Annotated in this window: 9 protein-coding genes and 4 pseudogenes; 7 read left to right on the top strand and 6 right to left on the bottom strand. The window is 71.8% G+C overall.

Annotation, left to right across the window (positions count from 1 at the left end; translation table 11 throughout):
• Nucleotides 1-1,112: pseudogene (locus JNW87_RS24470) on the top strand (chromosome segregation protein SMC); the annotation flags it as partial.
• Nucleotides 1,112-1,732, top strand: a complete 621-nt coding sequence (locus tag JNW87_RS24465; RefSeq protein WP_238454458.1) for an HAD family hydrolase — start codon at nt 1,112-1,114, stop codon at nt 1,730-1,732. The pseudogene JNW87_RS24470 and the gene JNW87_RS24465, both read left to right, overlap by 1 nt.
• 71 nt (nt 1,733-1,803) lie before the next feature.
• On the opposite strand, the gene JNW87_RS24460 is transcribed toward JNW87_RS24465, so the two are convergent.
• From JNW87_RS24460 to JNW87_RS24440, 5 genes and pseudogenes are all read right to left on the bottom strand, one after another.
• Nucleotides 1,804-2,340 (bottom strand): DinB family protein, encoded by a 537-nt coding sequence (locus tag JNW87_RS24460; protein ID WP_238454457.1) that lies wholly within the window; start codon nt 2,338-2,340, stop codon nt 1,804-1,806.
• A 43-nt stretch (nt 2,341-2,383) separates the two neighbouring features.
• A pseudogene (locus JNW87_RS24455) lies at nt 2,384-2,874 on the bottom strand (universal stress protein).
• A 4-nt stretch (nt 2,875-2,878) separates the two neighbouring features.
• Entirely contained in the window at nt 2,879-4,498 is a 1,620-nt protein-coding gene (locus JNW87_RS24450; RefSeq protein WP_238454456.1) for an MDR family MFS transporter, read from the bottom strand.
• Nucleotides 4,499-4,613: 115 nt separating this feature from the next.
• Nucleotides 4,614-5,051, bottom strand: a complete 438-nt coding sequence (locus tag JNW87_RS24445; RefSeq protein WP_238454455.1) for a MarR family transcriptional regulator — start codon at nt 5,049-5,051, stop codon at nt 4,614-4,616.
• Nucleotides 5,052-5,065: 14 nt separating this feature from the next.
• Nucleotides 5,066-6,778 carry an alkaline phosphatase D family protein gene (locus JNW87_RS24440; protein WP_238454454.1) on the bottom strand — a complete coding sequence of 571 codons (1,713 nt, stop codon included), beginning with the start codon at nt 6,776-6,778 and terminating at the stop codon, nt 5,066-5,068.
• Nucleotides 6,779-6,926: 148 nt separating this feature from the next.
• Between JNW87_RS24440 and ftsY the strand changes: the two genes are divergently transcribed.
• The 3 genes and pseudogenes from ftsY (at nt 6,927) to JNW87_RS24425 (ending at nt 10,632) form a co-directional block, all read left to right on the top strand.
• Nucleotides 6,927-8,120, top strand: a complete 1,194-nt coding sequence (ftsY, locus tag JNW87_RS24435) for a signal recognition particle-docking protein FtsY (protein ID WP_109802543.1) — start codon at nt 6,927-6,929, stop codon at nt 8,118-8,120.
• A 6-nt stretch (nt 8,121-8,126) separates the two neighbouring features.
• The gene (locus JNW87_RS24430) at nt 8,127-8,990 is read left to right on the top strand and encodes an aminoglycoside phosphotransferase family protein (protein ID WP_201749709.1); all 864 of its coding nucleotides are present in this window, start codon (nt 8,127-8,129) and stop codon (nt 8,988-8,990) included.
• 306 nt (nt 8,991-9,296) lie between these two features.
• Nucleotides 9,297-10,632 (top strand): annotated as a pseudogene (locus JNW87_RS24425) (ammonium transporter).
• Nucleotides 10,633-10,792: 160 nt separating this feature from the next.
• Here JNW87_RS24425 and JNW87_RS24420 read toward each other — a convergent pair.
• A complete protein-coding gene (locus JNW87_RS24420) occupies nt 10,793-11,893 on the bottom strand; it encodes a transposase (RefSeq protein ID WP_238454453.1) in 1,101 nt (366 codons plus the stop codon).
• Between the two features lie 113 nt (nt 11,894-12,006).
• Here JNW87_RS24420 and JNW87_RS24415 point away from each other — a divergent pair, with 113 nt between their 5' ends.
• Nucleotides 12,007-12,345: a P-II family nitrogen regulator gene (locus JNW87_RS24415; RefSeq protein WP_238454452.1), complete on the top strand. Its 339-nt coding sequence runs from the start codon at nt 12,007-12,009 to the stop codon at nt 12,343-12,345.
• A gap of 10 nt (nt 12,346-12,355) precedes the next feature.
• Nucleotides 12,356-13,280: pseudogene (locus JNW87_RS24410) on the top strand ([protein-PII] uridylyltransferase); the annotation flags it as partial.

Below are 13,280 nucleotides of genomic sequence, written 5' to 3'. Positions count from 1 at the left end.
GCGCGGCGGCCGGCGGGCGGCCCGGACCCGTGGCGCGGCGATCGCCCGGGCCGTGGTCCGGCGGCGCCCGCGAGGCCCTGACCCGGCTCACCGAGTCCATCGCCCGGGCCGAGGAGCACCGCGACGGCGTCGCCCGCGAGCGCGCCGCCCGCGAGGCGGAGCTCCAGGAGGTACGCGGTGCGGCCAAGCGGCTCGGCGCGGAGCTGGAGCGGCTCACCAGCCAGGTGCACCGGGACGAGGTGGCCCGCGCCGAGCAGCGGCTGCGCATCGAGCAGTTGGAGGCCAAGGCCGCCGAGGACTTCGGCCTGGACGTGGAGACCCTGGTCGCCGAGTACGGCCCGGCCCAGCTCGTCCCGCCCACCCAGGTGGACGTGGCGGCGGCCGAACGGGACGGCCTGCCGGTGCCCGAGCCGGTCCGGTACGAGCGGCCGGTGCAGGAGAAGCGGGCCGCCAAGGCGGAACGGGAGCTGGCCCTGCTGGGCAAGGTCAACCCGCTCGCGCTGGAGGAGTTCGCCGCGCTGGAGGAGCGCTACAAGTTCCTCTCCGAGCAGTTGGAGGACCTCAAGGCCACCCGGCGGGACCTGCTCACGGTGGTCAAGGACGTGGACGACCGGATCCTGGAGGTCTTCGCCAGCGCGTTCGCCGACACCGCCCGGGAGTTCGAGCAGGTCTTCACCGTGCTCTTCCCCGGTGGCGAGGGCCGGTTGATCCTCACCGACCCGGAGGACCTGCTCGCCACCGGCGTGGAGGTCGAGGCCCGGCCGCCGGGCAAGAAGATCAAGCGGCTGTCGCTGCTCTCCGGCGGCGAGCGGTCGCTGACCGCGGTGGCGATGCTGGTGGCGATCTTCCGCGCCCGGCCCAGCCCGTTCTACATCATGGACGAGGTGGAGGCGGCCCTCGACGACGTGAACCTGGGACGCCTGATCACGCTGCTGGCACAGTTGCGGGAGAAGAGTCAGCTGATCGTCATCACCCACCAGAAGCGGACGATGGAGATCGCCGACGCGCTCTACGGGGTGACCATGCGCAGCGGGGTCACCCAGGTGATCAGCCAACGGCTCAACCGGACCGAGGACGACGAGCGGCCTGGCCGCGGCGAGGAGAACGACTAGTGGCTCGGGAACGCGCGACGGCGCTCCTGGTGGACTTCGATGGCGTGCTGCGCCGCTGGGACCCGGCGGTGGCCGCCGGCGTCGAGCGGGACTACGGGCTCCCCAACGGCGTCCTCGGTGAGATCGCCATGTCCTGGGGCCTGCTCCAGCCGGTGCTCACCGGCAAGGTCAGCCACGCCGAGTGGATGACCAGCGTGGCCGAGGCGCTCACCCCCTCGGTGGGCGACCCCGCACGGGCCCGCGCGGCCGTCGAGGAGTGGCAGCGCTACCGGGGCGAGGTCGACCAGGACGTGCTCGCGTTCCTCCGCGAGGTTCGGGCGGCCGGCGTACGGGTGGGGTTGGGCACCAACGCCACCGACCTGCTCGACGCGGACATCGCCGCGCTCGGCCTCACCGAAGAGCTGGACGTTGTCGTCAACTCCTCGGTGATCGGCGTGCACAAGCCGGCCAAGGAGTACTTCGAGGCGGCCTGTGCGGCGCTGGAGACCCCGCCGGCCCGGGTGCTCTTCACCGACGACGAGGACCGGGCCGTCCGCGGCGCCCGCGCCGCCGGGCTCTCCGCGCTTCGCTGGGGCGGCCCGGACGACCTGCGCTACCTGCGGGCGGCGCTGGCGTACTGAGGCGACTCCGTCTCGCCGAGGTGGCGGCAGCCCGATCGGGACGACACCGCCACCTCGCGACCTGGAGTGGATCACGCGTCAGTCGCCGGTGACGCGTCGATGCGTTCGCGGATCAGGTCGGCGTGGCCGTTGTGCCGGGCGTACTCCTCGATCATGTGCACGTACACCCAGCGGACGTTCATCTCGTCGGCGCTGCCGTCGGGGCGGCGACGCAGGAAGGTGTCGTCCAGCGAGAGGTCCGCGGCGGCGGCCCGGGCGGCCTCGACCTCCGCGGCGAAGGTGGCGAAGGTGGCTTCCGGGTCGGCGTCGGCGACGGCGTTGAGGTCGGCGTCCGGGTCCTCCTCGGCGTCGTAGAGGCCGGCGATGTCCTGGCCGGCGGCCCGGATCCGGAACCACCAGCGCTCCACGTCCGCCATGTGCCGGACCAGGCCGAGCAGGGTCAGCCCCGACGGCTCCACGCTGGGGGTCTTCAACTGTTCGGCGGTGAGGCCGGCGCACTTCATCAGCAGGGTCTGCCGGTGGTAGTCGAGCCAGCCTTCCAGCATGGTCCGCTCGTCGGCGACGTACGGTTCGTTGGTCCGGGTGATCTCCGGCGCTCTCCAGGTCATGCCGGCCATCCTGGTCGGCGGGTCCGACAGCCGCGACGCAATATCAGGGCACCACGACGACCGGCCAGCGGCCGGTGCGGACCAGCCGGGTGGCGACCGAGCCGACCAGGCGGTGCCCGGCCTGCTCCGACGACCCCACCACGACCAGGTCCGCGCGGTCTCGTCGGCCGCCTTGCAGAGCTCGGTGTACGCGTCGCCGCGCCGGCACAGGAACGTCACCGGCAGGCCCAGTTCCTCGGCCCCGCGCCGGCACTCCTCGCGCAGCTCGGCGGCGAGCTCGTCGTGGGTCTGCTGCACCGCCCCCGCCACCACGCCGGAGATCAGTCCGGTGTAGGCGGCGGGGGAGCTGACGAAGACCACGACCAGCCCGGCGCCCTGCCGGCGGGCCAGTCCCGCCGCGTACGAGGCGGCACGCAGCGAGGTCCGGGTGCCGTCCACGCCGACCAGGACCACCCGGGGCCCGTCGGTGCCGCGTTCGAACGGCAGGGGACGGGCCTCCGGGCCGTACTCCTCACGATCGACCGGGATGCTCATCGGGTCAGTCCTGCACGCCGGTCCGTACCACGGAGGCCCCGCCGCCGGCGGCCACGGTGGACTCGCGCTCGACCTCGTCGGTCAGCGGGTCACCGTTGTGCCGGCGCAGCGGCACCTCCTTGATGAAGCAGACCGCGATCAGGGCGATCAGCCCGAACGGGGCGGCGGCCAGGAAGATGTCCCCGGCGCCGTGCCCGTACGCGGACTCGATCACCGTCCGGATCGGGGCCGGCAGGGTGTGCACGTTCGGCAGGACTCCGCCGCTGCCCGAGCCGGCGCTCGGGATGCCGAGCCCGGCCAGGCCGTCGGCGATGTAGTCCTTGACCTTGTGGCCGAGTACCGCGCCGAGCACGCTGACGCCGATCGCGCCGCCGAGGCTGCGGAAGAAGGCGACCACCGAGCTGGCGGCGCCGAGCTCGTGCGGGCCCACGGTGTTCTGCACGGCGAGGACCAGGTTCTGCATGGTCATGCCGACCCCGATGCCGATCAGCGCCATGTAGATGCTGAGCTGCCAGTACGGGGTGTCGTAGCGGAGCGTGCCCATCAACGCGAAGCCGGCGGTGAGCAGGGCCGAGCCGGCGACCAGGTACCGTTTCCACCGGCCGGTGTTGGTGATGATCCGGCCGACGAGCGTGGAGGAGACCAGCAGGCCGCCGATCATCGGCAGGGTCATCAGGCCGGACATGGTCGGGCTCTCGCCGCGGCTGATCTGGAAGTACTGGCCGAGGAAGACCGAGGCGCCGAACATGCCGACGCCGACCGCGATGCTGGCCACCACGGCGAGGGTGATGGTGCGGTTGCGGAACAGCCGCGGCGGGATCATCGGCTCGCTGGCCCGGTTCTCCACCCGGACGGCGAGCACGCCGAGCAGCAGCGCGCCGACCACCATGACGCCGGTCTGCCAGGAGATCCAGTCGTACTTGTCGCCGGCGAGGCTGACCCAGACGAGCAGCAGCGAGACGGCCGCGGTGATCAGCGTCGCGCCCCACCAGTCGATCTTCACCTCCCGCTTGACCACCGGCAGGTGCAGGGTCTTCTGGAGCACGATCAGGGCGAGGATCGCGAACGGCACGCCCACGTAGAAGCACCAGCGCCAGCCGAGCCAGTCGGTGTCCACGATCACGCCGCCGATCAGCGGGCCGCCGATGGTGCCGACGGCCATCACCGCGCCGAGGTAGCCGCTGTAGCGGCCCCGCTCCCGTGGCGCGATCATCGACGCCATGATCACCTGGGCGAGCGCGGTCAGACCACCGGCGCCGACGCCCTGGAGCACCCGGCAGGCGATGAGCTGCCCGGTGGACTGGGAGAGCCCGGCCAGCACCGAGCCCAGCACGAACACCGTCAGGGCGAGCTGGACCAGGAGTTTCTTGCTGGTCAGGTCGGCCAGCTTGCCCCAGATCGGGGTGGTCGCGGTGGTGGCCAGCAGCGTCGAGGTGACCACCCAGGTGTACGCGGACTGGCCGCCGTGCAGTTCGGTGATGATCCGCGGCAGCGCGTTCGAGACGACCGTGGAGGAGAGGATCGCGACGAACATGCCCAGCAGCAGGCCGGAGAGGGCCTCCAGGATCTGCCGGTGGTTCATGTCCACGGCGGTCGCCCGGGTGGGCGCTGTCGCCTGGCTCATCGTGGGGTGCCTCCGGGTGGAAGTCGGGGAGAAGATTGCTCCAGGCAACCGTACGGGTTGGTTGCCTCAAGCAACAACCTGACGTGGCGCAGGTCTTATTCCCGCCGGAAATGGCTCAGAAGGTCTCGTTGAACCGGTGCAGCAGCCGGGCGAACTCCTCGACGTCCCGCCTCGGCCAGCTCTCCATCGTGTGCCGCATCTGCCCGAGCCGGGCCGACCGGGCCGCGTCGAACCGGCGGGTGCCCTCCTCGGTGAGGCTGATCTGGGCCGCCCGCCGGTCGCCCGGATCCGGGTCGCGACGCACCAGGCCGAGCCCCTCGAGGCCGTGGATCTGCCGGCTGAGCGTCCCCTTGCCGATGCCGAGCCGGACGGCCAGCTCGGTCAGCCGGATCGAGCCGCAGCGCCGCAGCCAGAGCAGCAGGCCGTACGCGTTCGGCTCCAGGTTGGGATGCACCTCCCGGGCGATCTCCCAGGACAGCGCCCGCCCGCGGCGCAGCAACGCGGCCAGCTCGTCCTCCACCGCGCGCAGCGTCTCCGGCAGGTGCTCGTCCACGGCAGCGAGCGTACTCAGGCCGCGTCGGTGAGCCGGCGCTGCGCCACGGTGCGGAGCCGGCCGTCGCTCGTGGTGCCCTCGATCATCACCTCGGCCGAGCGGCCGCGGTGGGTCAGCGTGGCCACCGCGTTGCCGAAGTACGGCCCGGCCAGCCTCTTCCACCGCACCGCCGGGCGGCGCACCCCGGCCGAGCGGGCCAGGGCGCGGGTGGCCGCCGCCGGGCCGGGCGACCAGCCCAGCTTCATCAGCGGGCGCATCGCGGCCGGCACCTGGTTGTGGATGGGGGAGCAGGTGAGCTGGTGCACCGGGGTGCGGACGGCCGGGTCGGGGAAGAGGACCCGGGCCACGTACGAGTGGTGCACGTCACCGCCGAGCACGCTGATCGAGGCCGGTGGGGCGTACGCCGGCCCGGCGCCGACCCGGTCGCCGGGGCGCCCCGGGGTGCCGCTGCCGAGCCGGGCGAACAGCTCGCCCAGCGCCTCGAAGCTGCGGCCGAAGGACGCCCAGTGCTCGAGGTCCAGGGCCCGGCGCACCTGCTCGGAGAGGCGGGCCACCCACGGCCGGCGGGAGTCGGCCAGCCGTTCGTTCCAGGCCTCCACGTGGTGGATGCCCGGCGGCAGCAGCCAGGGCAGCGAGGCGCCGACCACCAGGTGGTCGTACACGCCGTGTGCCCGGTCGAGGAACCACGACCACTCGCCCGGCGGCAGCATCGCCCGGTTGCCCGGGTCGAGCACCCGGCTGGACCGGTTGTCCAGCATCACCAGGCGGGTGCGGCCCAGGTCCAGCGCGTAGCTCCACTGGTACTGCACGGCGCGCCAGCGTTCGGTGTCGTGGGCGACGTCGGCCTCGGTGTCGACCCGCTCGCCGAACTCCTGCAACACGCTCGTGGCGTCCTCGGCCGCGCTCACCTTCGCATAGAGCGGGTCGGCGGCGATCTCGTCCGGGGCGAGGTTGCCCAGGTGCTGGTAGACCCAGTACGAGGCGAGCCCGCTGCGGATCCGCTCGGCCCACCACGGCTGCTGGCGCATGTCCGCCCGCCAGTCGGCTGAGGTGTTCCAGTCGTCGATGATCTCGTGGTCGTCGAAGATCATCACGCTCGGCACGGTGGAGAGCAGCCAGCGGATCTCCGGGTCGCGCCAGGACTCCAGGTAGAGCTTGGTGTACTCGTCGAAGCTGACCACCTGGGTCGCCGGGGCCTCCTTCGGCCGCCGGCGACGCCGCTTGAGCAGCCGCCGCACGGTCGGCGAGGTGACGTCGGCGTAGACCTGGTCGCCGAGGAGCACCAGCAGGTCCGGCCGGGCGGCCCGGTCCGGGTCGGCGATCAGCCGCCGGGCGTACGCGTCGAGCGCGTCCGGGGGCAGCTTGCGGGCCGTGGCGTGCTGGGTGGTCTCCCGGCACGAGCCGAAGATCAGGGTCACCGGCTGGTCCCGGTCGTCGGCCGCCCGGGTCCGGATGACGCTGGCCGGGAAGCCGCTCTCCGGCACCGGCCAGACGACCTCGTCGTCGATCAGCACCTCGTAGCTGGTCGCGCTGTCCGGGGTGAGCCCCGCCACCACGACGATCGCGTAGTGGTGGTCGTACGCGGAGAAGGTCGGCGCGGTCCCGGCGGCCCCGTCGGCCGTGCGGACGGTGACCACGGCGGGCGCGCTGGTCTCGACCCAGACGGTGGCCCGCGTGCCGACGACCCGCCGCAGCAACGGACCGATGAGCAGGCGCGCGCTGGGCATGGTCGACCTCCGAGGTGAGCGGACTTCATCTTTACTACCCGGCCGGCGGTCGCGCCACAGCTGGCTGGCGTCGAGCCTACCGCCGGCCGGCACCCCCGGCCGGTGCGGTCGATGAGACGCCGTCGCCGGCATCTGACAGGATTTCGGCATGATGGAATACCTCCTCATCGCGCTCGCCCTGCTCGGGGTGCTGATCCTCGGTGCCCTCGGGCTGGTGGTGCCCCGGCTGCGCCGGCGGCCGGAGCCGCCGCTGCCCGAGACCGAGGTCGACACCCGGGCCGAGGAGGACCTGGCCGGTCCGCCGGTCGAAGCGGCGGAGTCCGACCTCACCACCGGAGTCCTGGTCGCACCGCCACCGGTGGTCGAGGCGCCGCCCGCGCCCGCCGTCGAGGTCCCCGAGCCCACCGCCGGCCGGCTGGTCCGGCTGCGCTCCCGGCTGTCCCGCTCGCAGAACGCCTTCGGCAAGGGCCTGCTCGGCCTGCTCAGCCGCGACCACCTGGACGAGGACGCCTGGGAGGAGATCGAGGACAGCCTGATCACGGCCGATGTCGGCATCGACGCCACCCGGGAGATCGTCGACCGGCTCCGGGAGCGGACCCGGGTGCTCGGCACCCGCTCCGCCGGCGAGCTGCGCGCCCTGCTCGCCGCCGAACTGGTCAACGCCCTCGACCCGACGCTGGACCGGTCGCTGAACGCCGACCCGAAGGTGGGCATGCCGGGGGTGCTGCTGGTCGTCGGGGTCAACGGCGCCGGCAAGACCACCACCTGCGGCAAGATCGCCCGGGTGCTGATCGCCGACGGACACTCGGTGCTGCTCGGCGCCGCCGACACCTTCCGGGCCGCCGCCGCCGACCAGCTGGAGACCTGGGGCGGCCGGGTCGGCGCGGAGACCGTCCGCGGGCCCGAGGCGGCCGATCCGGCCAGCGTCGCCTTCGACGCGGTCAAGCGCGGCATCGACACCCAGGTCGACACCGTGCTGATCGACACCGCCGGCCGCCTGCAGAACAAGGTCGGCCTGATGGACGAGCTGGGCAAGGTCAAGCGGGTGGTGGAGAAGCACGGCCCGATCGACGAGACCCTGCTGGTGCTGGACGCCACCACCGGGCAGAACGGCCTGGAGCAGGCCCGGGTCTTCACCGAGGTGGTCAACGTGACCGGGGTGGTGCTGACCAAGCTCGACGGGACGGCCAAGGGCGGCATCGTGATCGCCGTGCAGCGCAAGCTCGGCATCCCGGTCAAGCTGGTCGGCCTCGGCGAGGGCCCGGACGACCTGGCCCCGTTCGACCCGGCGCAGTTCGTCGACGCGCTGCTCGGCACCGAGCCGCTCGCCCGGGACGCGTAACCTCGAGTGACGACTGACGATCGCGCCTGGGCGGGGTGGCGCGAACCCAGCCACCCGTCGCCGCGCCTCGGGAGACCGTACGTGACTTCGCAGGAGATCCCGCTGCACGGCGGGAACGTGAGCACCGTGGTCCGGGTGGGCGACACGGTCCGGCGCAACGCCGGGCCCTGGACGCCCTCCGTGCACGCCCTGCTGCGCCACCTGGAGTACGTCGGGTTCACCGGCGCGCCCCGCGCCCTGGGCATGGACGAGCGCAACCGGGAGGTCCTGTCGTACCTGGAGGGGGAGTGCGGGGAGTACCCGCTCGCCCCGCACTGGGTCACCGACGAGGCGCTGGTGACCGTGGCCACCATGCTGCGGATGTTCCACGACGCCCAGTACGGCTTCACCCCGCCGCCGGGGGCGGTCTGGCGCTCGTTCGGCCCGCCCCCGCCGGACACCGAGGTGATCTGCCACCACGACGCCGCCCCGCACAACGTGATCTGGCGGCCCGACGGCACCCTGGGGCTGATCGACTTCGACCTCGCCTCGCCCGGCGCGCGGATCTACGACGTGGCGTACGCGGCCTGGACCTGGGTGCCGATCTTCGCCGACCGGGACTCGATCACCCTCGGCTGGAAGCACCCCGACCGGCCGCGCCGGCTGCGCCTGTTCGCCGACGCGTACGGGCTGATCCCGCGGGACCGGCACCGGCTGATCCGGACCGTCCGCAAGCGGATCGTCGACCACGTGGAGGGCATCCGCCGGATGGCCGCGGCCGGGGACCCGGCGTTCGTCCGGATCGTGCACAAGGGGCACCTCCGCCGCCCGATGCGCGACCTGCGGCTGCTCGACTACGAGCGGCACGCCCTGGAGTACGCGCTGCGCTGATCGGCCGGGTCGCGGGGCGTCGGTGGTCGCCCGGCCATCGACGCCCGCCGTACGGCCGATCCACCGCCGCCCATCCCGGCGGCTGTGCGGGTTTCTTCACACGTCCGAAACACACCGTCACGGACCGGAAATCGGCCGGGGTCGTTGAGTGAAACAGCCGGCGACGAAGCTTCCGCGCAACCGGCTGACGGGCGACGCTGCCAGGTCTCAGTCGGAGGGAGGACTTCCACACCGAGAGGAGGCAGCGTGGAGATCAACACCGGCAACACCGCCTGGTTGCTCTTGTCGTCTGCGCTCGTGCTGCTCATGACGCCCGGTCTGGCCCTGTTCTACGGCGGCCTCAACCGGTCCAAGGGCGTACTCAACATGATGATGATGAGCTTCTCCGCGATCGGGCTCATCTCCGTACTTTGGGTCATCTACGGCTTCACCCTGGCGTTCGGCACCAACGACAGCGCCGGGGCCAACAACGTGATCGGCAGCTTCACCCAGTACTTCGGCACGCAGACGAACTTCATCGGCGAGGAGTGGCTGTTCCTCGGCGCGGGGACCGGCATCCCCACGTACGTCTTCATGGTCTTCCAGATGATGTTCGCCGTCATCACCGTGGCCCTGATCTCCGGCGCGGTCTCCGACCGGCTGAAGTTCTCCGGCTGGTTGCTCTTCGCCTTCGCCTGGTTCACCCTGGTCTACGTGCCGGTCGCGCACTGGGTCTGGGGCGGCGGCTTCATCGGCTCCAAGATCAAGGCGCTGGACTTCGCCGGTGGCACCGCGGTCCACATCAACGCCGGCGCCGCCGCGCTCGGCCTGGTCCTGGTGCTCGGCAAGCGGGTGGGCTGGCCCCGGGAGAGCTTCAAGCCGCACAACATCCCGTTCGTGGCGCTCGGCGCGGCCTGCTCTGGTTCGGCTGGTTCGGCTTCAACGCCGGCTCGGAGCTGACCGTCGACGGCACCACCGCGGTGGCCTTCGTCAACACCCAGGTCGCCACGGCCGCCGGTGTGCTCGGCTGGGTCCTGGTGGAGTGGGTGCGCAGCAAGAAGCCGACCCTGGTCGGTGCCTCCTCCGGCGCCATCGCCGGCCTGGTGGCGATCACCCCGGCCTGTGGCTTCATCGCCCCGCTCCCGTCGGTCCTGCTCGGTCTGATCGCCGGCGCGGTCTGCGCCGTCGCGGTGAGCCTGAAGTACCGGTTCGGCTTCGACGACTCGCTCGACGTGGTCGGCGTGCACTTCGTCGCCGGCTGGATCGGGTCGCTGTTCATCGGCCTCTTCGCCACCCTCCAGGTCAACTCCGCCATCGAGGGCCTCGGCGCGAGCGAGGGCCTGTTCTACGGTGGCGGGGTCACCCAGCTCGGCCGGCAGGCGCTGGCCAGCGGGATCGTCTCGGTCTACTCCTTCGGGGTGGCCGTGCTGATCGCGCTTGCGGTCAAGGCGCTGATCGGGCTGCGGACCGGCACCGAGGACGAGGTCGGCGGCATCGACGTCGCCGAGCACGCGGAGAGCGCGTACGACCTCTCGCCCACCACGGCAGTAGCGGCGGCGGAGCGTTCGCGATGGCCGGGCTCACCCCGGGTGCCGGGAAGCCGACGCCGGAGGCCGCCGCCGAACCGGCCGCCGCGCCGGTGGGCGAGAAGGTCGCCGGCTGACGTTCCTGGGTCCGGGGGGTCCTGGATGGAGGGGTTGGACTTGACATCCTTCCGGCCCTGGAGACCAGAATTCCCGCCGTCACCGGTGAGAGTTCCTGTTTCATCACCGACTGCCGTAGGGAGGACTCCCGTGGGGTCTTACGTCAGCTCCGCAGGCGTTTCACCTCTCCGCCAGCCCGGCGGCGAGGATGTTCTTCGCTGCATTGATGTCCCGGTCGTGGGTCGTGCAGCAGCCGGAGCACGTCCACGAGCGGACCGACAGCGGCATGGAGGTGTTGATCTGGCCGCACGTCGAGCAGGTCTTGGACGACGGGTACCACCGGTCGACGGTGATCACCTGCCGGCCGTACCAGGCGGCCTTGTACTCGATCATACTGCGGAGGCCGGACCAGGCCGCGTCGGAGATCACCCGGGCCAGGCTTTGGTTTCGCAGCATGCTGCGCACGCTGAGGTCTTCGATCACGACCGTTTGGTTCTCGCGGACGAGTCGGGTGCTCAGCTTGTGCAGCAGGTCGCGGCGCCGATCGGCGATGCGGGCATGGATCCGGGCCACCTTCAACCTGGCCTTGGCCCGGTTGCGGGAGTCCTTGGCCTTGTGGGACAGCTCCCGCTGGGCTTTAGCGAGTTTGCGCCGATCGGCGCGTTCGTGCCGCGGGTTCGTGACCTTCTCCCCGGTGGAGAGGGTGACCAGACTGGTGATCCCCGCATCCACCCCGACCGCCGAGTCCACCGGCGACAGCGTCTTGATGGTCGGATCTTCGACCAGCAGGGCCACGAACCACCGCCCGGCGGCATCCCGGGACACCGTGACCGTCGACAGCTGTGCCCCCTCGGGCAGTGGACGGGACCAAACGATCGCCAGCGGAGCGTCCATTTTGGCCAGAGTGAGCTGCCTGTTACGCCAGCGGAACGCCGAGCGGGTGTACTCCGCCGACGCTCTCGACCTGCGCTTGGACTTGAATCGGGGGTAGCGGGACCGCTGGTCCCAGAACGCGGCGAACGCCGCCTGAAGATGCCGCAAAGCCTGCTGGAGCGGCACCGAGCTGACCTCATTCAGGAAAGCGAGTTCATCGGTGCGTTTCCACTCGGTCAGCCAGGCCGAGGTTTGCACGTAGGTGGTGCTCTGCCGATCCACGGACCATGCTCGGGTGCGGGCGTCGAGGGCCAAGTTGTAGACCTTCCGAACGCAGCCGAAGGTGCGGTTGAGCTGCTCAGCCTGCTCGGGGGACGGGTAACAGCGGTACTTGTACGTTCGCTTCACCGCATCACCCATAGGCAACATTCTATTATCCATTTGTGTAGGACGATCGCCGGAGGGAGGGAGCGGCGTTTCCTCCCGGCCCTGAACGGCCGGGTTGCCACGCCGCGACTCGGATGAAACTGGTGACCGCGGTCATCAAGCCGTACCAGCTGGACGCGGTGAAGGAGGCCCTGCACGCCCTCGGCGTGGCCGGCCTGACCGTCAGCGAGGTCCAGGGGTACGGCCGGCAGAAGGGGCATACCGAGGTCTACCGGGGTGCCGAGTACACGGTCGAGTTCCTGCCCAAGATCCGGGTCGAGGTGCTCACCGACGAGATGGACGTCGAGAAGATCGTCGACGCCATCGTGGCGGCGGCCCGGACCGGCAAGATCGGCGACGGCAAGGTCTGGGTGACCGCCGTCGAGGAGGTCGTCCGGGTCCGCACCGGCGAGCGCGGCCTCGACGCCCTCTGAGGACGTCCCGATGACCTCGTTGATCAAGGAGAACGCGTCGGGACACCCCGGCGACGGTGACGCGAACTTCTTGAACAACGAGGTCGTCGGCGTACCCGGGGGGATCGGGGCGGAGGCGCGGCGGGCGCGGGCGGACGCGGTCGACGGCTGGTTGGCGTCGGTGTTCCCTGGGCGGCGGGAGGGGGTCGCCCTGGTGGCGGTCGGGGGACTGGGGCGGCGGCAGTGCGCGCCGTACGGGGATCTCGACCTGGTGCTGCTGCACGCCGGGGTGCCCGGCGTCGACCGGCTGGCCGCCTCGCTCTGGTACCCGATCTGGGACGCCGGGCTGCGGCTCGACCACTCCGTCCGTACCGTCGCCGAGGCGCTCTCCGTCGCCCAGGACGACGTTAAGGTCGCGCTCGGCCTGCTCGACGCCCGCCACGTCGCCGGCGACCAGGCCCTCGCCGACCAGCTCATCCGAACCGCCGCCGACCACTGGCGGCGCACCGCCGTCCGGCAGCTCCCGCGCCTGCGGGAGATCACCGCCGCCCGCTGGGAGACCCACGGCGAACTGGCTTCCTCCTGGAAGGTGACCTGAAGGAGGCCGCCGGCGGGCTGCGCGACGTCGGCATCCTGCGCGCCATCGCCACCGCCGGCGTGACCGACGCGCTGCGCCCCGCCGTGCACGCCGCCCACCGGCGGCTGCTCGACACCCGCGACGCCCTGCACCAGCAGATCGGCCGCCGGGTCGACCGCCTCGTCGCCCAGGAACGGGACGGCGTCGCCGCGCTGCTCGGGCTGCGGCACCTCCCGCTCGGCGCGGCTGACGCGCGGGAGCTGTCGTGCCGGACGGCGACGGCCCAACACATCTACGACACCCACTTCGAGGGGCTCGCGGCAGCCGCTGGCGAACACCGCGCGTGGGACGGCGTCGAACCATGGGTGGGCAGCCGGCG

Origin of the sequence: Micromonospora sp. ATA51 (assembly GCF_016802855.1) — a bacterium.
In the GTDB taxonomy this organism is placed as follows: domain Bacteria; phylum Actinomycetota; class Actinomycetes; order Mycobacteriales; family Micromonosporaceae; genus Micromonospora; species Micromonospora sicca.
Note: the sequence above shows the minus strand (reverse complement) of the source record. Positions and strands in the feature narration are given on the sequence as shown.